The sequence below is a fragment of the Blautia sp. AM42-2 genome (assembly GCF_003480245.1).
Lineage (GTDB): Bacteria > Bacillota > Clostridia > Lachnospirales > Lachnospiraceae > Fusicatenibacter > Fusicatenibacter saccharivorans.
The window spans coordinates 21597-47087 of record NZ_QUIM01000004.1 but is presented as its reverse complement, the minus strand read 5'-3'; the positions used below and the strand labels follow the sequence as shown (position 1 = coordinate 47087).

Here is a 25491-nt window from a genome sequence, read left to right as displayed (position 1 = left end):
TTTTCCGTTTTTCGCGGATTCGTAGAATCGTATCGCAATTTCACCGCTGCTTTTTGGCTATTATTTTATGATCTTTTTTTGAAAGAAATTCCCCAGCCGCATCACAGTAAAAAGAAACAGACCCGAACTTTTTTCTTCGTTCTGGTCTGCTTCCATACAGTTTTTTCTGTTTTTACTGAATAAAATCCGCATACTCCGCTCTGCTGACCTTCTTCAGATCCTCCGGCGCCATGCACAGCGTGGTTCCGATTCTTCCCCCGCTCACGTAAACCTTGTCAAAATTCGCCGCACATTCCTGAATCACGGTCGGATACTGTTTTTTCATTCCGATCGGGCTGCATCCGCCGCGGACGTATCCGCTGACTGCAGTGATATCTTTGACATGGATCATCTCGATGGATTTCTCCCCCACCGCTTTCGCCGCTTTTTTCAGATCCACTTCCTCTGCGATCGGAAGCACCAGCACATAATACTGCTTGCTTTTTCCCTGTGCCACAAGCGTTTTAAACGACTGCTCGACCGGCGCGCCGGTTTTCTCTGCTGTGTGAAGCCCGTCGATAAATTCATCGCATTCATATTGAAGAACTTCGTATTTGATTTTCTGGCGGTCCAGAATCCGCATTGCATTTGTTTTGATTTCTTTTTCTTTTGCCATTATTTTCTCTCCGGTGCTCCCTGCAGTGCATACAGTTCTTTTTTGAGCTGTTTGATTTCTTTTTTCATCTCAATATTTTTCTGTTTCAGCCGTACGACAGCATCCCCGGCTTCTTCCGGTTTTACAGAAAGTAAACGTGCAATGCCGAGGGTATTGATGTGTTTTAAGCAGTAATCCGCATACGCTTTTTCACCGGAAAGCATGGTCACGCGGACGCCGCCTTTGTATTTCTGGGCACTTAAGATTTTGATCAGACGGATTTCCCCTGTTTTTGCAACGTGGGTTCCGCAGCACGCACAGCTGTCGTAGCCTTCGATCGTCACAATCCGCACCTGGCCCTCGATCTCTTTTTTGCTCCGGTAATCCATGGTTTCCAGCTCTTCCTTTGACGGATAACTGATCGTAACCGGAACATTTCGAAGCACGGCTTCGTTTGCCTCCTGCTCCACATCGTAGAGCTGCTCCTCGGTCAGAACGCCGTCAAAATCAACGGTAATGACATCACTTCCCATATGGAATCCAACGTTGTTGAAACCGTAAATCCGATGCACGATACCTGACACGATATGCTCTCCGCAGTGATTCTGCATATTGGAAAAACGTTTTTCAAAGTCAAGTTTTCCAACTACCGTTTTGCCCGGCTCGAGCGGTGCTTCCACGGTATGCCAGATTTCGCCGTCGATTTCCTGTACATCCGTTACAAAAATTCCATCCAGTGTTCCCTCATCTGCCGGCTGGCCGCCGCCCTCCGGGAAAAATGCGGTCTGATCCAGCAGCACGCGGTACATGCCGCCCTCGCAGACGCTCCGTTCTACGGTTGCCTCAAATTCACCCAGGTACGCATCCTGATCAAATAATCTTGTTGTGCTCATAATTTTTCCTCTTTTCCGTCTATTCGTTTACAATGTCAATCTGGCACATTTTCATAGCTTCCAATGCATTTTTATGACTCTGCGGCGTTACGCCCGCGCACGCGGATGCATCGACCGAAATCGGCACCTCCGGATAAAATGCTTTCAGCAGCATGGCATTGGAAATCACGCAGATGTCGGTGCAGAGTCCCACGAGTTCGATGGATTCCGGCACGCCGCCTGCCAGTTTTTCGATCTCCTCCGGCAGATTTTTTGCACCGAAGGTGATTTTATTCATCACCACGGCCTGTTTTTTCTCCGCCATTTTCTGAATTGTATCCTGCAGTGCATGACCCTTCGTTCCTTCGATACAATGCTCTACCGGAAGTTTTCTGCCCTCGGACGTTTCCAGATAATCCGCAAAATGGGTATCTCTGGTGCAGATAACAGCTCCGTCAAACGAATCCATCACCTCTGCAACGCGGTCAACAATCCCGACCGCCTCTTTCGTGCCGAGACTTCCGTCGATAAAATCATTCTGCATATCTACTACAATTAATACTTTCATCTTTGTTCTCCCTTCTGGGACATTTTTTATAAATGCTGCATCCAGCTCAGTGCCAGTGAAATCCAGCTCTGGCACTCTTCGCGTACTGCGTTCTGGTATTCATAGCTCTGTGTCTCCTCGCTTGCAAGGCCAAGGCCGTGGCCGCCGACCGGATAAATATGCATTTCTACCGGAATCTCCAGTGCATGCAGTGCTGTAAAGAACAGAATGGAGTTTTCTACCGGCACGCAGTCGTCCGGCGCGGTATGCCACAGGAAGGTCTTCGGCGTATCGAGGCTGACCTGATTCTCGAGAGACATCTCGTCTACCAGCTCATCGTACCGGTCTCCCAGCAGATTAGTGAAGGATCCGCGGTGCGCTTTCGGACCGGATGTGATAACCGGGTAGGATAACAGCAGACCGTTCGGACGAAGCTGCTCTGCGTCTACGCCAAGTTCTTCTGCAAGGAATGTTTTCTTTTTCCAGAACACACCGTACGATGCTGCCAGATGGCCGCCTGCGGAAAATCCCGCTACTACTACTTTGTTCGGATCAATATGATATTCTGCCGCATGCTCCCGCAGATGTGCAACGGTCCAGGCAAGCTGGCGGAGTGCCGTCGGATAGTGAGCTGCCGGAGCAACACTGTAATGCAGAACAACAGCGTGGTAACCGGCTCCGACAAACTTCAGCGCAATCGGCTCTGCCTCACGCTCGGACACCCATTCATAACCGCCGCCCGGGCAGATCACGATGACCGGACGCACGCGTTCCGGAGCAATCTCACGCGAGTTGTCCAGAAAATACGTATATAATTTTGCAGTTTCTTCTGTATCTTTTACTTTGACATCTAATACCTGATAATTCATAAGTTCTTCCTTTCCTCCAATTTTTCCGGGTACGGCCACAGCCGCCAGTTTTTACTCTGTTGTCATTATACCGTATCGGCGCAAAATATCAAGCGTATCGCACCAGACACTTTTTTCTTTTCAAATCCAATTGCTCATAGTATAATAAATTTATATTTGCATGTTTTTGAGCGGCAAAAATAACACATAAAGGAGTATATTGCAATTATGGATTCCAATCTTATTGTCCTTACCGATCAGGACGGAAATTCTGTCCGTTTTGAGCTTCTGGATATCGTAGAATACAAGGAGGATGAGTACGCCGTTCTCTACCCAGCCGACGGCGGCGACGATGAGCCGGTACACATTCTGCGCATCATTTCCGAGAATCTTGATGTCAACGAAGCCGAGTTCGAAGGCCTCGATGACGATGAACTGATCGACACCATTTATCAGATCTTCCGCGAGCGCAACGATCTGGACGACTGATTCCGGTACGCAAAAAGAGCAGCATTTTTACCTTTCACACGCCGGTAAAATGCTGCTCTGTTTGTGTTCCTGACTTTCCAGTTGCTATCTACAGTTTATACTGCATCAAGTTCCTCTGGGATAAGTATTTGATATTCGATTGCCATTTTTATTTCCTTCTGCTTATTTTCTCACATCCAGCACCTGCACATACGGGTCGTCCTTTGTGCATGGTTTCCAGTCGTCTTTTCCCTCTGCGTTCGGGTTTCCGGTTTTCATGAAATTGGTCCAGTCGTCCATCATTTCTTTGCTGAGGGCATAGTCGCCTTCGGTTTTCGGGCGCCAGCTTCGGCCCAGGGTTCCGAACATGTACCAGAGTTCGGAGGAATGGAACGCTCCGGCGTTGTCACCTAACAGGGCACGGGTGAAGTAGTAAACGTAAGCCGGTTTTCTTCCGAGTTTTTCCAGCGCAAGGCTCCAGTTGATGCATCCCTTATAGATGCCGCCGTGCTCGCCTTTTTCTTTCATCTCCGGGAACACGCCGATGTCGTCTGCGGTTGATCCGAGCATATATGGGATGTCCTTGATTTTTCCTTCGGTTACGGCATCGTTATAGCCGCAGGTCAGCAGATGATTGTCGATGTTCGGTACGAAGCTCAGCATTCTCGATGGATTTACGCGGCCAAACTCCTCCTGCAGCTCCACAATTTTCTCAGCCGGAATCGCACGCAGTTCTTCCAGCGATTTTGCTCCGCTAAGCTCTACAAATTCCTGGCCGATGGTTTCTGCCTCGGAAAGCGGCATATCGCGGTTCAGTCCGGTGTCGTAGCCGCCGGCGCTCTGGAAAATGGCTTTGCTGATCCAGTTTTCAGTCAGCGGAGAACTGATGAGTGTCTGTACGCTCATGCATCCCGCGGACTGGCCGAATACGGTGATATTTTCCGGGTCGCCGCCGAATGCTGCGATATTTTCTTTTACCCATTTCAGTGCTGCGATCTGGTCGAGAATCGCGTAGTTTCCGCTTCTTCCGACACCGCTCTCCTCGGACAGCCACGGATGTGCCAAAAATCCGAAAGCACCGAGACGGTAATTGATCGTAACGAGAATCACTCCGCGTTCGCAGTAAGCAGCTCCATCAAATTCGGATTCGTGGCTGAAGCCGTGCATAAACGCGCCGCCGTGAATCCAGAAAGCAACCGGCAGTTTTTCATCCACTGTATTTGCCGGTGTCCAGATGTTTAAGTACAGACAATCCTCACTCTGGTTCATACCAAATTCCGGATCGAGATAAAATTCTTTTCCATAGAAGGAGTCCGGCTCATGCTCGGTCTGCGGGCAGACGCATCCGAAATGATCCGCCTTATAAACGCCCTCCCAGCACGCCGGCTCTTCCGGCGGGCAGAATCGTTTTTCGCCTACCGGCGGCTTTGCGTACGGAACGCCGCGGAATACCGTGTAGCCGTCTTTTTGCACACCATGAACCTGTCCATATTTTGTTTTTGTCTCTGTAATTGCCATAAGTAAAAATCCCCTTTCCATTTCTTATAACTGTGATAATGGTTTTCCCTTAAGGATGCAAAATTCTGTTTTCCTATACTGATTACTTTTTCCATCCATCACACCTGCTTTCGGAATTTGTCCTTTTCTCGATTATACACTATCCTTTCCTGAATTCCAATCTTAAAACATCCTATTCGCCGCAAACGTAAAAAACAATAACGCCAGAAACAGCACTTCCAGCACCGCTCCCAGAATGGTAATGATCTTTCCCGTCTTCTCTTTCCAGATTTTTTTCATCCCCAGATACAATAGAATTCCGATCACCGCGCCAAGCGTATTATCGATCACATCCGTAATATCACTCGCGCCGATCGCAAAAATATACTGCGTCACCTCAAAAAACAGGCTCAGTCCCGATGCAAGGAGAATGCGGTTCTGGATTTCGCTGTCCGGATAGAAGGCTGAGATGCAGAGGCCGAACGGCAGAAAGACCAGCATATTTTCGATAATTTCACTAATCTGCACTTTCCCGTTCACCACAACCGACGCCGCATACGGAATCAGATTAATCCCCCGCAGGTGCGGAATTTCTTCCGGGCGCAGAGCGAATTTGAATAAAATGCACCAGACAAGTAGCGCCAGGTAAATGCCGAATACCACAAGTAATGCTTTTGATTTTTTCTCGTTTTTCCAGGTCATGTTCTTTCCTCTCTCATCTTCACTTGATAAGAGGATTCTACCAAAACATTCTTAGGATTCCGCTTCTTCTTTTCCAAAGAAATCCCTATAGATTTCCTAAGATTTTCTGATGCTCAGATTCTTTTACATTTCTTCATCATGCCAATTTATTATATCTTTCATATCAATTATATCTTTTACATATCGCAAAAAACTGTGTATAATACCCCGTGGGCAGAGAAAAGAAGCGGGATGAAAATCCCATATTCCCCTGGGACAGCAGTATTCTCCCCACTGCTGTCTCTCCTTTCAGTGAAGGCTGTCGCAGACAGTTTTCTGTGGTGTAGGTAAAAGAGGAGGCCGTGCACTGAGCACAGCCTCCTCTTTTCGTGTTTTTCATCTTTATTTTTTCATCTTTATTTCTTAATCTCATATCCGCAATACTGCATCACCAGCTCACAGAACATTGCGTTTGCCCAGGAGAACCACTCTCTGGTGTAAACGGTCGGATCATCTACGAAAACACCCTCGTGCATCAGTCCTGTACCGCCGTCGGTTGCCATCAGTTCGTGGATCATCTGATGTTTCTCCTCTTTTGTCGGTGCGGTCAGTCCCTCGATGGCTTTGGAGATGTGCCATACGTAGCGGACCGGTGTGTGCGGGCTTCCGATACCGGAAAGCTTCGTTCCTGCATAATAGAACGGGTTTGCCTCGCTTAAGATCAGCTTTCTTGTGTTGTCAGCCACTTCCTGGCTTTCCGGCTCGTAGCCGAGATAGCTCATAGCCAGAAGACTCGGTACATTGGCATCGTCCATCAGATTATACTGGCCAAAGCCGTCTACCTCGTAAGCATAAACATCGCCAAGTCCCCAGATATGGGTGGTACCGTAAGTCTCAATGGCCTGTTTTACGGTCTTTGCCATCTCTTCTGCTTTCTTCGCAATCTCCTCTTTTCCGCCGACGAAATCTGCGATCTCCTTCAGATAATTCAGAACGACAACCGCAAACATGTTGGACGGAATCAGATAACCGTAACGGCAGGAATCATCGCTTGGACGGAAGCCGGACCAGATCAGGCCGATGCCGGATTTTACCTGCGCACCTTTTCCATCGCGGGAAAGCGTATCGGTGTAGGAGCAGTTTTTACGGATGAAGCTGTACGGGGATTTCTCCTCGTGGTTCATTTCAGTCTCAAATACAGTCAGGATTTTGTCAACACCTTCCCAGAAAACCTCGTCAAACTGATCCGTTCTTCCGGTGTTCTTCCAGAACAGATAGGAGAACTGCAGCGGATAGCAGAGAGAATCGATCTCATACTTTCTCTCCCAGATCCACGGTCCCATATCGGTCTCGTCCTTCTCCCAGCAGTTGCCGTTCGGTCCTTCGTTGAATGCGTTTGCGTATGGATCAATGTTGATGCACATAAACTGGCGGCGGATCAGGCCTGCGATCAGGTCAGCCAGCTCCGGGTCGTTCTGCGCCGGAACAAGGTACGGGCGCAGCTGTGCTACCGAGTCACGCAGCCACATGGCCGGGATATCTCCGGTGATGACGTAGGTGCTGCCGTCCTCCATTTTCTTTACGGTTGTGTCGAGGGTATTGGAGTAGCATCGTTCAAACATATCAACGATTTCCGGCTCGTCTTTCAGTTTTTCTCTCAGGCTTAAAATCAGCTCCTGAATGGACTTTGGTAAGGTCTCTTTCATTCTTTTTTCATCCTTTCGCTCAATTTTTCTCATTTCCCGTTATTCTACAACAGGGCATCTCCGCAATCGAAAATGCCCTGTTGTAGTTCTTATAAAATTAATGTATCAGACTTATTTCTGTGCGTCAATCTGTTTCTGAGCTTCTTCGCGGATGGTCTCCCAGCCTGCGGTCTCAAGCTCTGCATCGATTGTCTTTACAAGCTCTCTCGGATCCTGTGCGCCGGTGAATAACTCAGAATAGTATTTCTCATATACGGCACGGCAGTTTGCAAGCTCTGTTTCGATGTTGGAGGTATCCAGGTTGAATCCAAGCATCTCAGACGGAGTTGCTTTCTCGTTCAGCTCTTCTACTTCATCCCACTGGTTGAAGTCAACATCATCTGTCTGAGTTACGTTGAAGAAAGTACCCTGGGTATATCCGGCCATACCCCAGTCAGTGGTCAGGCGGTGTACCTTATTGTCATCGGTGTACTCGAAGTCTTTTCCTTCTGCTCCATAGTAGAACCAGTCACGTACTTTGGAATCCGTATTTACCAGGTTCAGAAGCTGAAGTGCTTTGTCCGGGTGCTTGCATCCGGAGTAAATACCATTGATGGAACCACGTACAGTTGTGTTGGAAACGACTGTGTTGCCATACTGTACTGCTGAACAATTGGCGATACCATTGTTCGGACCCCATGTTGTTTTTGCAGCGCCGCTCCATCCCTGTGCAGCAAAGAACATTGCGTATTTGCTGGAATCATCTGCTGTCGGAGCGTCTCCGTTGATGATGCCCTCCTGATACATTTTACGAACGATATCCAGGTTGGAAAGGATTTCTTCGTCATCCAGCGGATTGACAACGGTCTTGCTGTCATCGCCGTATTTAACGCCGATTGCCGGAAGTCCGGAGCTTAAATCATCGTAGTTCAGGTTCAGCAGGAAGTTTGCACCATTTTTGGACATGAAGTACGGAGATCCGCCTTCGCCCTCTTTTACTGTCTTCAGAGCATCGTACAGAGTATTGAAATCTGTTACAGAGTTTACATCAATGTTATATTTATCTGCGATATCCTGATCCCATACAAAGTACTCGGAAAGGGAGCTGTCTTTGTAGGTCGGTACGCCGTAGATTTTTCCATTTACTTCTACTGCTTTCCAGTAATCTTCCGGAATCATGTCATACAGCTCGGAAGCGTTGTCTTTGAGCAGATCTGTAATGTCCATCAGTGCGCCGGTGTTAACCTCGGAAGAGTAACGGTTCTGGTCTGTGAACAGGATATCGAAGTACTCGCCGGAGTTTGTGATAACGCTTCTTCTGTTATCCCAGTCGCCCCACGGAACGATCTCCATGTCTACATTAACGCCGATTTTCTCCTCCAGATATGGGTTGATCTGTGCAAGCCACTCATCATAATCCTTCGGCATTCCGTTACCAACCTGAATCCATTTCAGTGTAACAACTTCATCTTTTGCATCACTCTTTGAAGAGCTGCTGCTTCCGTTGCTGCTTCCGCAGCCTGCCAGCATGCCACCGGCCATAACAGCAGAAAGTGCAAGAGCTAAAAACTGTTTCTTTTTCATTGTAGCATCCTCCTGATATAAAATATAGAATGTTGAAATTATCCTTAACCGAAGCCTTTTGCTTCAGTATGAGATCCATAAAGGTAAATGGTCGATCAGCCTTTTACCGCACCGACCGTCAGACCGGAAATGAAGTATTTCTGGAAGAACGGATAGCAGCATGCGATCGGGATGATGATGATGATTGCCATCGCCATACGGGCGCCCTCTTTTGGCATCGAGTTCATGTACTGTGCCGTGGTAACGCCAAGAGACGGGTTGTTTGCCATCATCTCAATATTTCTCTGTACGTGATCCAGCAGAGCCTGCAGGGAATACAGCTTGGTATCGCTGATGTACAGGGAAGACTGGAACCAGTCGTTCCAGTAACCGAAGGTGAGGAACAGAGCGATCGTTGCCATCAGCGGTTTTGACAGCGGCAGGGCGATCTTTCCGAAAATCTGGAACTGGGTTGCTCCGTCGATCTGTGCCGACTCAATGATGGATTCCGGAATGTTGGTCTTGAAGAACGTTTTACAGATAACAACGTTAAACGAAGAAACACAAAGCGGAAGGATCAGCGCCCAGATACTGTTTTTCAGGTTCAGGAACTGTGTGTTGACTACATAAGAAGAAATCATACCACCATTGAAGATCATGGGAATGAAAACGACCATGGTGAAGAATCCGCTCAGTTTGTAGGTGCTTCTGGAAAGAACGTAACCCATCAGCATCGTAAGGGCAACACCGATTACCGTACCGATAACCGTTACCGCAACGGAAACGCCAAGTGCAGTCACAATCATCTGTCCTTCCCGAAGAAGGAATTTGTAGGAATCCAGCGAGTATGCACTCGGGATAAACTGGTAGCCGTTCATCTTGATCGAATGCTCAGAAGAAATTGAGATCATGAAGATGAATACCACCGGGATAATGCAGGCCAGGGCGAGGATCGCAAAAATAACATTGAAAATTGCATTTGTAGATCCCTGGATCTGATTTAAATGTGAAGAGGAAGCCAGATCAAGATCTTTTTTCTTTTTTGCCATTTTTGTACCTCCTTAAATAATCGCGCTGTCTTCATCAATCTTCTTCACAATGGCGTTGGCAAGAAGGATGGTGATGCAGCATGCAACAGACTGGAAGAATGTTGCCGCAGAAGTCATTCCGATCGGAGTAGAAGACTGCAGTGCGTTGTATACGTATGTGTCGATAGTTGCTGTCGTTTTGAAAATCGAACCGCTCGCTCCCTGGGAAAGCTGGAAGAACAGTCCGAAGTCGGAGTAAAAGACCTTTCCGACATTCAGGATGAACATCATGATAATGACGCTCTTTAAGCACGGCAGGGTGATATGCCATACCTGCTGTCTTTTGTTGGCGCCGTCCATAACGGCTGCCTCATACAGTGTTGTATCAATACCGGAAATACTGGACAGGTAAATGACCATGTTGTATCCGGTGGATTTCCACAGATACATGAAGATCAGGATAAATGGCCATACACCGGCACTCATGTACCACTGAATCGGCTCCTTGCCTGCGTTTCTCAGAATGCTGTTGATCAGACCGTTATCCTGGTTCAGGAATGCATCCAGGAAGTAGGAAGCTACAACCCATGACATGAAGTACGGGAAGAACATCATGGTCTGATATACCTTCGATGCTCTTTTGTTGTGAAGCAGACTGATCATGATAGCCAGTCCTACGGAAAACACCATACCCAGGGCGATAAATGCCAGATTATACAGGATTGTGTTTCGCAGAATGACGAACAGATCATTGGATCTGATCAGGAACGAAAAGTTTTTAAATCCGGCCCAGTCACTGTGGAACAGGTTGTAAATGAAGCTCTTTCCGCCTGTGATTTTGTAGTTCTTGAATGCAATGATCAGACCGAACATCGGCAGGAAGCAGAACAGAATGTACCAGATGGTGGTCGGCAGCGCCATGACGGTCAGCTCCGTGTCATTCTTGGTCCAGCGTCCTTTTTTCTTTTTGCTTGGTTTACTCAAGATTTTTTCCTCCTTCTCCCGATCGCTCGGGCTTATCACTTTATCCGTTTATCTTACAAACGGAATCCCGGTAAATAATCTTTCCGGGGATGCGGTATACCTCGCCGCCCTTTTTCTGCGGTTCATTCATATGTTTGATCATACGCTTTGCCGCAAGACGTGCAATCGCATCGGTGTCAACCGCAACCGTGGTGAGCGGCGGACTGCACAGCTGTGCATAGATGGAATCATCAAAACCGGTCACGGAAATATCCTCCGGCACGCGGATTCCACGCTCTTTTAACGTCTGCACTAATTTGAATGCGGTGGCATCGCAGTTACAGACAAATGCGGTGGGAAGCTTCTCCGGCAGCAAAAGCGGAATGGCAATGCCTTCCTCGCTCCGGTCCGGGATTCTCCACTCATTTTTCGGGGAAATCCCCTCCTCCAGCATTCTCCGCAGATATCCGAGATATCGGTCGGAAATACTGGTTGTACTTCCTACGGTTCCGACAAATCCGATGTCTGTGTGCCCCTGCTGGATCAGGTAATTGGTCAGCTCATAGGAGCTGTAAATATTCTCGGTGATGACGGAATCGGATTTGTGGGTCTGATCGTAGATATCTACGTAAACCTTCGGCAGATCAATCTGTGCAATCTGCTCCCGGACACCCTTATCGAGAATCCCAAGAAAGATCAGGCCGTCGAACAGTCCTCTGGTCTGTATCGTGTTCATGTCCGACGGAAGTGTTGCTGTTGTCGGAGAAATCATGATACTCGAGCAGGATGCTCTCTGCAGCTCGTAGATGATCCGCTCGTACATTGCCATATAAAATTTTCCTTCGTCTCCGGAGCTGAACCGCGGACTCATGATGATACCGACTTTTTTGCTCTTCCGTTTTCCGTAGTCCGGAAGGACATAACCGGATTCTCTCGCAAGTGCAAAAATTTTTTCTTTCAGTTCTTCTCCCACGCCGTCTTTTCCGTTGAGCGCCTTGGAAACTGTTACTTTACTGATGCCCAGCTTATCTGCCAGGTCTTGCATGGATACTGATTTTCTCTCTGCCATGTTACCAACAGCCTCTCTATTTGTTTCTTAACTTGTGATTATATGTTAGCATTCTTCAAAAAGATTGTCAATAGTCTTTTCGTTATTTTGTATATTAAAATTCTTATTTTTCCGTTTAAATTTGTATAGATCGAGGAGCATTCTTCTGTTTCTTTTGGTTTTTTGGCAGAAAATCTGTGTTTTTATGTTAAGTCACTTAATATTTTAATATTAACACAGCACTTTTTCTCCTGTTTGCATTTTTAACGAAAAAAGCAGCGGAAAGTCTAACTTTTTCATCTAATTGTCATACTCCCCGCTGTCTCTCACTTTTCTATTCTCTTCCATACTGCTGCCGGATAGCCATAGCCGCATTGATTGCCACCGCCAGAAAAAAGACGGCTACCGATATCCCTGTTCCCATTGTTACTGCTTTAAACACCCATAAAATTGTTCCGCCAATCCCGGAACCAAGATTAACAATATAGGCATTTTTATAACAGGCCGCCAGTCCGATACAGGCAATCGCACTGCAGACAAAAAAGAAGGTGTCAAAGAAAACATTGATATCCAGCGTTCCATTTACCCGGGAAAGGACAGCCGCTATAATTCCAAACAGTACCATCGCTCCGAGGACCGTAACACTCAGCTCCCTGCGGTTCATCTTCCGCATGATGGTTTCCGTCTGTTTCTTCTCCCCTCTCCATTTCCAAAAACTGTAAAGAGCCATCGGAGCCTGCATAAAAATCATAAATACAAAGGTCGCATATACCTTGGTCTGCCATGCCAGAATACCATTGCAGACCGCATAGACAAAACCAAACAGAAATCCCGGTGCAAAATTCATAGACACCATAAAATTAAACGTAATGCCGATCAGTGCTGTTACCAGGGCAAACAGCGTGTCCCCGCCAATCACCCCGGCTGCAGCGACTGCTGCAATCTGCAGCAGCAGAACAATATATTTTTTCTTTTCCATATTTTCAGTTATGCGCAAATAAAGGTAACAACACCCTTGTCATTGTCCGACAGACTTTCCATATCTTTCTCTGCGGTTTCCTGCTCCACAATCTCCACTCCATAACGGAACTCACTGAATCCGGACAGGTCCATCTTGAAGTTTGTTTCCCATGTGTTATTCATAATCCAGCTGTAAACCGACCGTTTATTATTCTCCTCTTTGTTATCGCACAGAAGGATTGGATGGGATTCCATCTCCCCCATGTAAAGTAACGGTGTGTCAAAAGTATTAACCAGAATCGTCTGATCTTTTGTCCGGTAAACGAGGCCTTCATCCGCAATATAATATTCCATATTGGTGCCAGGAAGCTGGTCAATACCAGGGCGCATGGTAACACCTCCGTTCTGGATCATCACTTCCGCATCCGGAAGATTTAATGATAATGGCAGATACAGGCTTTCGATATCCTCGCTTAATGTTTTTGCCACCCGGTAAGAAAACTCAATTTTCGGAAGATGACGGTACATTTTGATCACAACACTGCTGTGATAAGTTCCCTCCAGGGTAAAGATCAGTTCTACTTTGGTAAACACCGGTCCGTGATCCAGAATTTTCACATCCGTAAGGTCACCCTGATACTGCTCTGCGTGAAGTCCGCGGATATTTCTTCCGATCAGACGGCGCTCCTCATAAACGCCTTTCCGGATTTCGGTGCGTTCATAAACCGGCGTAAAGAACGTTTCCAGACCGGATTTGCACATTTCAATCTCTGCTTTTTTATTGTAGAAGGAGGTAATGCCCTCTCCGACTTTCCATTTGATCTGAAAGAAATCGTTTTCCAGACCGTAAGGCAGTTTGTAACTTTCCGGATCGTACGTATTCACAATATCGCGTACCCGCTCTGCGCCTACCCAGGCAGTTCTGGTGAACAGGGTCTGGGACGGAGCCGGCTGCTCTTCGTACGTGAACGTTTTTTCTTCCATTGGCTCAAATTCTGCCAGAAAACTTACCAGGACTCCGCGTGGATGAGCAGACAGCTGCACCTCCATCTCCTGTTTTGTTTTGTCATCGGTTACTTTCACGGCCGGAAGACTCATGGTCTCAACGTAAAATTCTACCGGGAAAATTCTCTTTGCATGGCTTGTGGAAACAGCTTTCACTTTGCCGGACAGATTGTAATACCGCAGGATATCACCCAGTTTATGGCACTGTTCATTTTTACGCATGGCTGCTGCCTCGTGTGCTTTGGACGCATAACTGGTTTTCCGCATATCCAGATTGGTCACCATGGTATCGTACGGATTCGTTACAGTAGCAGAATGACCCCAGGTGTGCTCTGCATACAAAAGAGAATTGTCGCCATAAGCCTGGATCAGCTCTTCGTTATGTACCCCTGTTTTTTCTTCCAGACGGTCGCAGATACGGTTCAGACGTACGGCCTCTTTGTAATGTTTTACCGCATATGGTGTACTTCCAACTCCATTGCCCCACCAGTCATTGATGGCACCCCGATACACCGGTGCATCCTGCACTTTGTCCCGGATCCGTTCATACAGTTCCTGCAAAGTTACCATATGCATGGTGACTTCTTCGCCATATTTTTCATTAAACAGCTCAACCGTATCTGCAATGGCCGGGTTGATCGGCGCATTGTCCGAAAAAACGCCGGAAACACTGGTGATATAGAAATCGTACGGATAACCGTTTTCTTCATATTCCTTTATGCTTGCAGAGAGATTCGTGTGCAGATTTTCCAGAAGTCCTGCCACATCGCCATTCTTTTTGCCGAAGTAATTTTCTGTCATAAAGTTAACATTTTTATTCAGGACGATGCCGAGGGCATTTCCAAGATTATAATGCTCGCCATTCCATACCATCAGACGCTTTCCATCCTCATTTTCCCAGAAATACGGTTTCTGGTTCTGATACAGTGGATACATCCCGTGATGCGTATGAATGTTGGTATATAAAAATTCTACCCCGTTTTCGATCATGGCATCGCGCTGTCCCATAGAGATGCCGTTGATATCTGCAATCATGGCTGTTTTGATCTGAATTCCCTGCTCGCCGCAGATTTCCTGCATCGTATGGATTTTTTCTTTCAGATATTTGCAGTCGGCAAGATCATTGAAGTTCAGATAATTGGCAGACAGACCAATGTTTCCTTTTTTTACCAGATCGAAAAACTTTTCTTTTTCTTCCTCCGTTGCCATTTTGAAAAACTGCTCCACGCAGTACCATGTCTCACAGTTCCATTTCAGATCTTTCTGGGGTGTGTTGTTTTTGATTCCATTTTCAATCAGTTCGACCGCCCGGCGGATGTTGTTTGCCTGGTTATAAATAACCTGTTCCTGCAGATCGGTGTAACCCACGTCAGTGTGGGAATGATGTACGATGTAGACTTCTCTGATTTTGTGTGTCATTTGCTATTTTCTCCTTTTTATGCTAGAATGCTAACAATTGTTCTTGCAGTAATGCCATATCATTCATTTATCAATGATTTGTTTTTAAAATTACTATATTCACAGAAGAATGTGTAGGTGGAAACGACTTATGAATGAAAACGAATTACTTATTAAAAATCGCCTCCGGGAGGCAACTGTCATTCTCGAACGTGCTAATCTGATTATTTGCGATGAATCCTGGAAATGCGATTCCTCTCGTCCTCCTTTTTCCAGCTTTCAGCTGGTAATGCAAGGGGAAGGCACAGTACAGGTCGACCAGACAGTATTGCATCCTCACGCAGGTCAGTTATATCTGCTCCCAGCCTGTACGCATCAATCTTTTTTTACAGATGTTCAAAATCCCTATCGCACCTATTTTTGCCATTTTGAGATTACCTGTCAGCAAACGGATCTCTTTCAGCTGGTTCAGTTTCCTCTTTGTGTTGATGCGAAAGACCCGCAAAAAGCACAGCGAATTTTTCAGGACATTATTCAATCCTGTAAGCAGACGGATATTTCTTCCGCTCTGAAGGCCAAACAGGCTGTCTTTCATCTGCTCTGCTATTATTTTGAATGCTGCCCGCCTGGAAGTGTCTCTTTCATTCCACAATCCTTTGACTCTCCACTTTCCAGTGCAATTTCCTATGTTGAAACACATCTGCATGAGCAGATTACCGTACAACAGATGGCAGAAGTGGCCGGCTATCATTCCAGTTACTTTACAAAACTATTTCAAACCCACATGGGAATTTCTCCTGGACAGTTTATTCTGCAGAAAAAAACGGAAACTGCAACGCTGCTTTTAACTTCTACAGATCTGCCCATTTCCAAGATTGCAGATACCCTCGGTTTTGATAACCAGTTTTATTTTTCAAATTTTTTCAAAAAACAAACCGGAATGGCGCCATCTTCCTACCGCCGTTTATATCTGTGCTCTTGTTTGGATTCTTAAAATATTCTTCTGTTCTCCTGTGCAAAAAGAGTTTAGCACAGGAGAATCTCCAATAACATACATTATTCTTCCTGAAATATATAAAATTCTACGTTCTTTTTTCCATGCAGCTACCATAAGTTTTTATCACTTTTCCCTTATCGCACTGATGCTACCAGCATTCTAATCATTTCGCCCTCTTCCGGTACAATCCGGTATGTTCCGACCGCTGCCGGAACGATGGCGGTTTCTGCATAATGTACCGTGAACGCTGCAAAGCTACCATCCATGCTCTCGATACGGGCACTTCGTCCCTCCACGAGATTCATCACATGAACCGTGTCATCCATCGAGACGGTGTGCGGCCCGGAAAGTGTATAGCGGATTGTGTCGATAAATTCGCGGCTGTGCAGTCCGGTGCGCTCTACTTCACAGTTTTCTGTTTTTTCCATCGTTCTGGTCTGGCCGACGATATTGTCGTACACCCATTTGGTATCACGGTTCCACTGAATATTTTTCATACCGTGGTCGAGGTGGATCGGACGCGGCAGTCCATCCATGCCAAGGCGGCCCCAATCCCATAGTTTGAAGGTAAAGATATACGGTGTCGCACTGATCTCCAGCACCATCGTGTTTTTTCCGGAGCAGTGCACCGTTCCCGCCGGAATCAGCACATGATCGTGTTTTTTGACCGGGATTTTGTTGACATATTTTTCCACTGGGAAACGTTCTTCTCCTTTTTCTGCTGCACGGAGTTCCCGCTCCATCTCTTTTTTATCCACGCCTTCTTTGAGACCGAGGTAGACATACGTTTCCTCGTCTTCATCGGCATCCAGAAGATAGTAGCTCTCATCCTGCGTATATGGCATGCCGAATTTTTCATAAATATATTCGGTCAGCGGATGCACCTGCAGGGAAAGATTCTGACCACCCATCGTGTCCAGCAGATCAAAACGGATCGGAAATTCTGCACCAAACCGGCCATGGACGCGCTCGCCGAGCAGCTCGTGCGGTGCATACAGAACGAGATCCTGGGCCGGAACTTTTAACGTCTTTCCTCCGATTTCCAGATTCAGGCTGTTTTCCTCCGGAACTCCGTCAAAGCTCCACGCGAAGTTTTCCTTCGATGCATCAAGACCAAAGTTTTCCTTCATCCACTGACCGCCCCATACGCCGGGATCAAAATACGGCTCCATACGAAATGGCTGTCCGGCAAGCTGCTGCAGTGCGCCTCGGAAGGCATTTCCCGTTGTAAGAACCGGTGCATTTTCTGTCTCTGTATCCAGAAGATACGTGAATTTTTCATACCGCTCTTTTTTATAGCGGTCCGCCAGACGCCATTCAATGAAAAATCCCCGTTTATATTTCGTCAGGATCGGATCATTATAATTGGTACTGTGCCAGTTTGGCATGCCGCTCCGGTAGCGGAGCTGAATTTCCCAGCGGGTCAGATCACAATAAACAAGAACATCTGCCTCGGTCAGAAGCTCTGTCGCTGTACCAATGATCACGATCAGACCACCGTTTGTATCTTTTTCTTCCACACATTCTGACACATATTCTGTCTCAATTGTTTTTTTCATGGTTTTCAGCTTTTCGCTTTCAAACCAGGTATCTATGGTTTTATGACACATGATACCGAAAACACGGTCATCGGTGATGTAATCGTTAAATTCTCTTAACAACGTTTCTTCGTCTTTGGCGCAGTCTTCGATATCAAAAATCCGGTCCGGCTGCAGCGCATTTGCCAGTTCCATCATTTCTTCTTTTCGTACACCCGGATACAGATCAAAGGAAAGAATACATGTTTTCTTTTCTTTCTGTTTTTCCTGAACCGCCCGTTTTAATTCTTCGATGATCTCCTTTTTTTCATCCCAGATTTCATTTTCGTATCCTGTGATTTTCATTTTGGGATGTAACTCGTAGTTTCCATATTTCCTTTTTAAATTCATTTGGATTCTTTTCCTTTTCTTAATTTCTCTTCCATCCATTGAGTTGTTTCCTGCGCCGATCAGCCCCATCATCTTTATTTCAACGCTTTCGCATCTGGCGGATTTTGCAATTTTCTTTCACTGCCTGATTCACTTACACATTTCCAGCCCGTTGTCTGTCCGGTTTTATCTTTTTTATGTGTCATGTTTTTACAATTCCACTGTATATTTATAACGATTTCCCGGATAATAGCAGATCGAATATTCAAAAACCTCGCCGCCCTTCCGAAATGTCTGCCGCGTCCGGATAAAAATAGGCATCTGCGCATCAATTTTCAGTGCTTTCTGCACCTCTTCCGATGGAAGTGCCGCCTCAAGCGTATCCCGGCCGGATTCAATATAGATTCCATGTTCCTCCCGCAGATACTGATACAGCGATTCCATGTATGGCTCCGGCTCTGTTGGCAGTTCGCAGATTTTTTTCAGATACGTAATGGTATAGACCATGGGTTTTCCCACAGCATTCCTCACACGTTTCAGGCAATAACATGGCTCCGTCAATGGAATCTGCAGACTTCTTGCTACCGTTTCCCCGGGACTGATCAGTTCCATCTTGCAGTATGTTGTCTGCATTTCGATATGATGCTTTTTCATTTCTTCCGTGAAACTGATGACACCTTCCATCTGCTCTTCGACTTTCTCGTAGACAACATCTGTTCCGATGCCGCGCCGTGCACGGGCGTAACCGCTCTGTACCAGATTCGTCATCGCCTGGCGTACTGTCACACGCGAAAGCTCGTACTTTTCCATCAGCTCTTTTTCTGTTGGCAGAAAATCTCCTTTTTTGTACGTGCCGCATTCGATCTGCTGTTTCAGAATCTGTTCCAGCTGCGCATACAGCGGCGGTGCTCCCGGATTTCTATCCATTTTTGCAGTTTCTCCTTCTTCTTTTCTCTCCATAGCATTGTATTTTTGTTTCTGAAAATATTTTTGCTCTATTGTGTTTTTTCAGAAAACTGTGACAACAGGCCTTCCATGGCACGGCCGGATGTTTCCGTTTCTATCTGAATCCGAATCTTTCTTTTCTCGCACTCTCTTTCCAGTTCTTTTCCAAACCAGGAAAAACTTTTTGCAATCTGTCCGCCCAGAAGCAGCAGATCCGGCTGATATTCCTCCAGCACAGGAAGAAGGCCAGCCGCCACATCTGCTCCAAATCTTCTCCAGACTTCTTCTGCCTCCATGTTTCCCGCTTTTACCAGACCATACAATTCTTTTCCACTCCACACTTTTCCTGTCACAGCCAGGCTAATCTGCTCCAGCCCGCGCACAGAAAGATAATCGTCCAAAATGGAATCTCCAAACGGCTGTTGATAAATCCATCCATTTTCCGGCACACCTTTTCCTGTTTTCACCGTTTTCCCGTTTTCTACAAAAGCCGACCCGGCGCCGGTTCCGATGCAGACGCACAGAATTTTATCCGCATCACGACAGTTTCCGTACCAGCTTTCTCCCAGTGCAAATGCTTCAATGTCATGTAAAAACAAAAATCGTGCTGATCCAAGTTCCGGCACGCGCGCCTTGATTTCTCTTTCCAGTGGAATCCCGTAAATGGCATCGTACTTATTCAGTCCCTGCATCCGGCTGATTCCATTTTCATAATCAAACGGACCCGGAATCGCCATCCCAACTCCGACAACACTTCCGTCTGCTTCTCTCATCAGTTCCCGGCAGATCTTTGCAAAATTGTCCAGAATCTTCTCTGTGCTCTTCTGCGCCTGTGCTGGAAATTTCCGGATTCTCATTCTTACTCCATTTCCGTCCGACACACTTCCTTTGATTTCCGTTCCGCCAACATCCAGAAGGATATATTTTTTCTGCTCCATCCCGCTTCCGTCCCTTTTCATCTTTTCCCCTGTATTTTTTCTGTTTATATGCCAATAGAATCTCATTTCTTTGTATTGGCTCTCCCTGCCATCTTGTTATAATGTTATAACCTATTCATTTTTCTGTTGCAAGCGCCTGTCTGCAATTTTGTCTGCTTTTGCAAAACTTTGTGAAAACGCGATAATACGTTTTATGCACTTGGCGCAGAACGCAAAAAATCCCCTGTTTCCGGGGTTTTTTATACACTCCGGACAGAGGATTTTTCTTATTTTCTACTTATTTCAATACATTTTCCAATTCAACAAAAAGGGTATTCATCTCCTGCACCACACTCTGCAGACTCTTTTCCCCGACATAGTTTCCAATCGCAAACAATGCTTTATATAAAAAATTAACCGCCCCCTGCAATTCTTTGTTTTGCTCTTTTGTTTCTTTCCGAAGCTGCTGCAGTTTTTCTGCCATCGGAAACAATTCCGCAAGAATCTGCTCTTTTCGTGCCCGGTCCGACGGTTCATCTGTCTCCATTTCTTCGAGATCATAGTTATCTGTTCTGCCGCATTTTCCTTTGCACACTGCGCAATCCGGATTCAAACGATTCTTTTCTGCCTCCACGCGTACAATCCAGGATTTCCCATCTTCTTCCCTCAGCTCTTTTTCCGGATTTGCCGCACAAATTCCGCCAAGCAGAATCTCATGCGTGGCTTTGTCCGGGCGGTGACCATTGCTGTCACCGCTGGAAAACTCCTGCGATTCACCTTTTGCTGCTTCTCCTCTTCCATCGACCGACCGGGCCAGACCGATCAGCGCACCAAGAAGCTCCTTTTGTATCTTCGTCATACTCATTTTTCTAATACCTCTTACCGAGCTTTTCATTTTTTTCGTCTTACATATTCCACAAAGCAGAATGTACCAATTGTAAAAATACTTTTAAGGGCACACGCTAATTACTATATCTGATTTTCTACAAAATTTCCCCCTCCGTAGAAATCACCACGGTTTTCACCGGAATCTTCTTTCCACTCTCTTTCAGTGCCATCTTCACGGCACGCTCCATCCCTGCGCAGCACGGAACCTCCATGCGTGCAACCGTAATACTCTTAATATCATTCCGCATGAAAATCCGCGCAAGTTTCTCGGAATAATCGACATCGTCAAGTTTTGTACAGCCTACGAGAACGACATGATTTCGAATGAAATCCTGGTGGAAGTTTCCATAAGCATACGCTGTACAATCTGCCGCAATGAGAAGATCTGCTCCTGCAAACATCGAAGCCCGCTCCTGCACAAGCTTGATCTGCACCGGCCACTGGCGGAGCCGGGACGGAACTGCTGCAGAATTTTCCTGCGCATCTGCACGGTCAATCGCCCAGCTGTTTTCACCTGCTTTTCCTGCTCCGGTATTCTCCTGTCCGGCCGCCTCTTTTGCCTTCCGCTGGTTCTCTTTTACCGCCTCCTCATCATACGGCAGCGCCTCCCGCTCCACAAACGAAATCGCATCTGCCGGACAGACCGGCAGGCAGTCACCGAATCCGTCGCAGTAGTCATCCCGGATCAGCTTTGCCTTCCCGTCAACCATCGCAATCGCACTTTCATGACAGGCATGCGCACAAAGCCCGCATCCTGTACATCTGTCTTCCTCTATCTGAACAATTTTTCGAATCATCGCTGAATCTCCTTTTTTCTCTTTGTTTCTCAATACCTGTTTGTTTCTCAACCATGATATCATACTTTATCCCTGTTTTGACAGTTGTTTTTTTTAGTAGTTTTTTCCTACAATACCAACTCTTCATCCAGTGCCAGCGAATAAATAATTTTCTCTTTCACTTTCTTCCCTGTCGTCCGCTCCAGTGCCTGCTGGTAATAGGCGAGCTGTTTTTCATACCGCTTTTTCAGCTCCCCGGCTTCTTTCACACGGTCCGTTTTGTAGTCCACAAGAACAATCTCATCCCCCTCCGGGAACCATGCGTCAATGATTCCCTGCACGAGAATGGTTTCATCTTCCGGATAGGACGGATCTGCCTCACTTGCCGGAACGGACATCACAAACGGCTGCTCCCGTTTCAGGGTTTCATTCAAAAAGGCATTCCGCATCCGCATTCCAACCGGACTTTTTGCGAAAGCGAGGATCGATTTGAAATAAATGCATTCCGCTGCTTCTTTCGTCATCTTTCCTTCTGCAATCAATTCCTCCGTCTGTGCCATCAGCTCTGTGATGCTGTACGCTCTGCGGTAATCGAGACATTCCAGCAGGCGGTGGTACGCCGTTCCGCGGTCAGAGCCCGTCAGAGCCGCAACATGATCCTTTTTCAGAAAGCCCGGCACAATTGGTACGAGTTCTTCCTGCGCGAACAGCTCTTTTCCGATCTCGGATTCCTCCATCCCGGCCTTCTTCAGCTGTGAAACGGTAACCTTTACCGGAATCTGTTTTTCCTTCTCATACGGATACTGGTAGGCAAACCGCTCCTCCACAAGTTCCTTCAGCGCCGCTTCTCTCGGCGGCTGCTTCGGAATTTCCATGATTTTCTGCTCATTGACCGCGCGCTCCATCTGATGCAGAACCTCGCCCTCGACGAGTCCCGCCGGTGATACCAGGCGGATCGTAACCGGAATTTTCTCCGCGTACAATGGATTTTCCGCATTACCCGCAAGACCAAACTGCTCATACAGCCCATCAAAACACCGGTTTCGGGAAAACGCCGGCAGAATCCAGTCAAGATAACCGGATGCACTGCTCAAAGTCTGATACGACAGCAGTTCTTCCTGCCGTCCCGCATGTGCCGCGCACTGTTTCACACGGCTTTCCAGCTTCGACGCCATCCCTGTCATGATCAGCTTCTCCTTCGGCCGCGTCATCGCAACGTAAAGCACACGCAGTTCCTCCGCCAGATTTTCCAGTTTCATGCTCTGCCGGATAATCTGCCGCGGCAATGTCGCCTGGCGCACGCGGTGCTCCGGATCGATCGCATCCGCACCGATACCCATCCGGGAATGCAGTACGAGTACCGCGCGGCTGTCCATCTGGTTGAACGATTTTCCCATACCAGAGAGGAACACGACCGGAAACTCAAGTCCCTTACTCTTGTGGATACTCATAATACGCACGGTATCTGCGCTCTCACCATAAATATTCACCTCGCCGAAATCCACTTCATACTTCTGAAGCTGTTCGATATAACGGATAAAGTTGAACAGGCCGCGGTAACTCGTCGCCTCGAACTCCACCGCCTTTTCCACCAGCATTTCCAGATTTGCCCGCCGCTGTACGCCGCCCGGCATCGAGGATGCATAGCCGCCGTAGCCCGTCTCCTCGAGAATCTGCGTAATCAGTTCATGAATCGGCGTGTACGGCACACGGCTCCGCAGCATTTCGAGCTGTGTGAGGAACCGCCGCAGTTTCTCACGAAGCGCCTCATCTTCACCTACCGCCGCATATTTTCCACACGCCTCATAAATTTTTACGTCTTTATCCACACAACGCACCGCAGCAAGCTCTGCATCAGTGCATCCGCAGATCGGCGAGCGTAAGATTGCCGTAAATGGAATCTCCTGGCATGGATTGTCGCACAGATGCAGATAATTCAGCACCGTCACGATTTCCTGCGTGGAAAAGTATCCCGTTTTTGATGTGCTGTACGCCGGAATTCCCGCCGCCTGCAGTACGCGCGAAAACGTCTCCGCCCATCCGCTGACCGCACGAAGCAGAATTACGATATCGCGATACTGAATTTTCCGGTATTCCCCGGTCTCTTTGCCCACGACTTCCTCATTTCCGACCATCTCGCGGATGCGCGCGGCAACGGCAGCCGCCTCCGTTTCCATCTTTGTCTCGCGCGACTTATCATCTTCCAGCTCGGGCGCCTTGTCATCCAGCAGAAGAAGTTCTGTTTCATATGCCGCATGCCACGTTTCCGTCTTTTCCTCTTCCATTTCCGGCAATGCAGGAAACGCTGCTCCCGCATGGAGGCTCGCCGCCTCATCGTACGCGATGCCGCCGAGTTCCGGACTCATCAGCTTGCGGAATACATAATTCGCCGTCGCAAGCACCTCCGGCCGGCTTCGGAAGTTTTTGTCGAGATCGATTCTCTGCTGGCTTTCCCCGTCCTTCGCATACGTATGATATTTTTCCAGAAACAGCTCCGGCCGCGCCAGGCGGAATCCGTAGATGCTCTGCTTGATATCGCCGACCATAAACCGGTTCCATCTGCCTTCCTCCTCGCCGGACACTGCAGAGAGCAGTGCCTCCTGGATAAAGTTGCTGTCCTGATACTCATCGATCATAATTTCACGGAACTGTTCCGAAAGCTCCCGCGCCGCATCGGTCCGCACCAGACGGCCGTCCTCCTGCTTCACAAGAATTTCGAGCGCAAAGTGTTCCAGATCGGCATAATCAAGAATATTTTTGCTCCGTTTTTTCTCTGCAAACGCTTTCGCAAACTGCTCCGTCAGATCGATCAGCACGCCGATCGGCTCCCGGCAGTCCGCAATCTCCTCCGCAATCTCGGCGCTGTCCTTCTCGAAAAACTGCTCTTTTAATTTCTGCAGTTCTTTTTTGCATGCATCGCGCTCTGCCTTCACCTGATCTTTCGGCGCCTCGCTCACATCGTCTGCCTTTTTCCGCGAAAGCGCCTTGAACTTCATTCCGGCCATCGCGCGCACCATTCCGTCGAACGATTCCGTCTCGATCAGCTCTTCCACCATCTGCTGATCTGATGCCAGCGCCTCGTCATACAGATACGGTCCGCCAGGGCTTACCGCCGTTTTTCGGTTTTCCTCAATTCCTTCCAGAATACTCGAGAGCCGCTTTTTCGCCTCAGCCATCAGTACCTGTACCCAGATGCTTTTCTGCACCGCCTCCGGCGAATCGATCTGATACGCCGCCCGGCACTCTTCGAGCCACTGCTCCGGCCACGGATAACTCATGGAAAATTCATACAGCTTCAGCACGAGCGCGTCGAGTCCGTCATCCTGTTTTCCCGCCGCGTAGCTCTCCACAAACCGTGTAAACGCAGGATCTTTTTCCGCAAACCGCTCCTCCATCATCTTCTGGATCACGTCACTTTTCATCAGACGGATCTCTCCCTCATCCGCCATGCGGTATACCGGGTCGAGATCGATCATCTGAAAATAATTTTTTATCACATACGAACAGAAGCCATGGATCGTGCTGATCTGTGCATGGTGAAGCAGGGTCTGCTGCCGCTGTAAATGCTCATTCTCTGGATTTTCCTCTAGGCTCTGCTGCAGGGCGCGGCCGATTCTCTCTTTCATTTCTCCCGCCGCTGCACGCGTAAAGGTCACGACAAGAAGCTGATCAATATCAATCGGGCGCACGGGATCTTTCACCATCGCAAGGATCCGCTCTACCAGAACCGCCGTCTTTCCGGAACCTGCCGCTGCGCTGACCAGAAGATTCCGGTCTCTCGTATCAATGACTTTCTGCTGTTCCGCTGTCCATTTTACTGCCATTTATCTCTCCCTCTTCTTTCTGGCTGATTACTTTCTCATA

Annotated in this window: 21 protein-coding genes; 2 read left to right on the top strand and 19 right to left on the bottom strand. The window is 47.5% G+C overall.

Annotated elements, in window-relative coordinates:
• Positions 1 to 172: 172 nt before the first annotated feature.
• From ybaK to DW915_RS06675, 4 genes are read right to left on the bottom strand one after another with little or no spacing between them, the layout of a single operon-like run.
• Positions 173 to 655 carry a Cys-tRNA(Pro) deacylase gene (ybaK, locus tag DW915_RS06690; RefSeq protein WP_022461952.1) on the bottom strand — a complete coding sequence of 161 codons (483 nt, stop codon included), beginning with the start codon at positions 653 to 655 and terminating at the stop codon, positions 173 to 175.
• Positions 655 to 1527 carry an alanyl-tRNA editing protein gene (locus DW915_RS06685; protein WP_022461953.1) on the bottom strand — a complete coding sequence of 291 codons (873 nt, stop codon included), beginning with the start codon at positions 1525 to 1527 and terminating at the stop codon, positions 655 to 657. Before DW915_RS06685 ends, ybaK begins: the two co-directional genes overlap by 1 nt.
• Before the next feature lie 19 nt (positions 1528 to 1546).
• Positions 1547 to 2074, bottom strand: a complete 528-nt coding sequence (locus DW915_RS06680; RefSeq protein WP_022461954.1) for a cysteine hydrolase family protein — start codon at positions 2072 to 2074, stop codon at positions 1547 to 1549.
• Between the two features lie 26 nt (positions 2075 to 2100).
• Positions 2101 to 2922 (bottom strand): alpha/beta hydrolase, encoded by an 822-nt coding sequence (locus tag DW915_RS06675; protein WP_022461955.1) that lies wholly within the window; start codon positions 2920 to 2922, stop codon positions 2101 to 2103.
• 207 nt (positions 2923 to 3129) lie between these two features.
• On the opposite strand from DW915_RS06675, the gene DW915_RS06670 reads away from it, so the two are divergent.
• Positions 3130 to 3390 (top strand): DUF1292 domain-containing protein, encoded by a 261-nt coding sequence (locus tag DW915_RS06670; protein ID WP_022461956.1) that lies wholly within the window; start codon positions 3130 to 3132, stop codon positions 3388 to 3390.
• A gap of 162 nt (positions 3391 to 3552) precedes the next feature.
• On the opposite strand, the gene DW915_RS06665 is transcribed toward DW915_RS06670, so the two are convergent.
• From DW915_RS06665 to DW915_RS06625, 9 genes are all read right to left on the bottom strand, one after another.
• Entirely contained in the window at positions 3553 to 4887 is a 1335-nt protein-coding gene (locus DW915_RS06665) for a carboxylesterase/lipase family protein (protein ID WP_022461957.1), read from the bottom strand.
• 162 nt (positions 4888 to 5049) lie between these two features.
• The gene (locus DW915_RS06660) at positions 5050 to 5568 is read right to left on the bottom strand and encodes a VanZ family protein (protein ID WP_055226594.1); all 519 of its coding nucleotides are present in this window, start codon (positions 5566 to 5568) and stop codon (positions 5050 to 5052) included.
• Positions 5569 to 5963: 395 nt separating this feature from the next.
• Positions 5964 to 7253 carry a glycoside hydrolase family 125 protein gene (locus DW915_RS06655; protein ID WP_055219311.1) on the bottom strand — a complete coding sequence of 430 codons (1290 nt, stop codon included), beginning with the start codon at positions 7251 to 7253 and terminating at the stop codon, positions 5964 to 5966.
• A gap of 111 nt (positions 7254 to 7364) precedes the next feature.
• The gene (locus DW915_RS06650) at positions 7365 to 8816 is read right to left on the bottom strand and encodes an ABC transporter substrate-binding protein (protein ID WP_055219079.1); all 1452 of its coding nucleotides are present in this window, start codon (positions 8814 to 8816) and stop codon (positions 7365 to 7367) included.
• Between the two features lie 95 nt (positions 8817 to 8911).
• Positions 8912 to 9844, bottom strand: coding sequence for a carbohydrate ABC transporter permease (locus DW915_RS06645; RefSeq protein ID WP_118741828.1), 933 nt, complete (start codon positions 9842 to 9844; stop codon positions 8912 to 8914).
• Between the two features lie 12 nt (positions 9845 to 9856).
• A complete protein-coding gene (locus DW915_RS06640; RefSeq protein WP_055226883.1) occupies positions 9857 to 10744 on the bottom strand; it encodes an ABC transporter permease in 888 nt (295 codons plus the stop codon).
• Between the two features lie 103 nt (positions 10745 to 10847).
• A complete protein-coding gene (locus tag DW915_RS06635; RefSeq protein WP_118741827.1) occupies positions 10848 to 11855 on the bottom strand; it encodes a LacI family DNA-binding transcriptional regulator in 1008 nt (335 codons plus the stop codon).
• Positions 11856 to 12168: 313 nt separating this feature from the next.
• Complete coding sequence (gene pnuC, locus DW915_RS06630) at positions 12169 to 12813, bottom strand: nicotinamide riboside transporter PnuC (protein ID WP_022461964.1); 645 nt, start codon at positions 12811 to 12813, stop codon at positions 12169 to 12171.
• An 8-nt stretch (positions 12814 to 12821) separates the two neighbouring features.
• Positions 12822 to 15218, bottom strand: a complete 2397-nt coding sequence (locus tag DW915_RS06625) for a hypothetical protein (RefSeq protein ID WP_118741826.1) — start codon at positions 15216 to 15218, stop codon at positions 12822 to 12824.
• 130 nt (positions 15219 to 15348) lie between these two features.
• On the opposite strand from DW915_RS06625, the gene DW915_RS06620 reads away from it, so the two are divergent.
• Positions 15349 to 16191, top strand: a complete 843-nt coding sequence (locus DW915_RS06620) for an AraC family transcriptional regulator (protein WP_022461966.1) — start codon at positions 15349 to 15351, stop codon at positions 16189 to 16191.
• A 137-nt stretch (positions 16192 to 16328) separates the two neighbouring features.
• Here DW915_RS06620 and DW915_RS06615 read toward each other — a convergent pair whose 3' ends face one another.
• From DW915_RS06615 to addA, 6 genes are all read right to left on the bottom strand, one after another.
• Complete coding sequence (locus DW915_RS06615; protein ID WP_022461967.1) at positions 16329 to 18122, bottom strand: class I mannose-6-phosphate isomerase; 1794 nt, start codon at positions 18120 to 18122, stop codon at positions 16329 to 16331.
• Positions 18123 to 18311: 189 nt separating this feature from the next.
• Positions 18312 to 19028 (bottom strand): GntR family transcriptional regulator, encoded by a 717-nt coding sequence (locus DW915_RS06610; protein WP_022461968.1) that lies wholly within the window; start codon positions 19026 to 19028, stop codon positions 18312 to 18314.
• Positions 19029 to 19096: 68 nt separating this feature from the next.
• Entirely contained in the window at positions 19097 to 20005 is a 909-nt protein-coding gene (locus DW915_RS06605; RefSeq protein WP_243033800.1) for an ROK family protein, read from the bottom strand.
• A gap of 256 nt (positions 20006 to 20261) precedes the next feature.
• A complete protein-coding gene (locus DW915_RS06600; protein WP_022461970.1) occupies positions 20262 to 20828 on the bottom strand; it encodes a hypothetical protein in 567 nt (188 codons plus the stop codon).
• Between the two features lie 118 nt (positions 20829 to 20946).
• Positions 20947 to 21648 (bottom strand): ATP-binding protein, encoded by a 702-nt coding sequence (locus tag DW915_RS06595; protein ID WP_022461971.1) that lies wholly within the window; start codon positions 21646 to 21648, stop codon positions 20947 to 20949.
• Positions 21649 to 21755: 107 nt separating this feature from the next.
• Positions 21756 to 25451, bottom strand: a complete 3696-nt coding sequence (addA, locus tag DW915_RS06590) for a helicase-exonuclease AddAB subunit AddA (RefSeq protein ID WP_118741825.1) — start codon at positions 25449 to 25451, stop codon at positions 21756 to 21758.
• Positions 25452 to 25491: the final 40 nt, after the last annotated feature.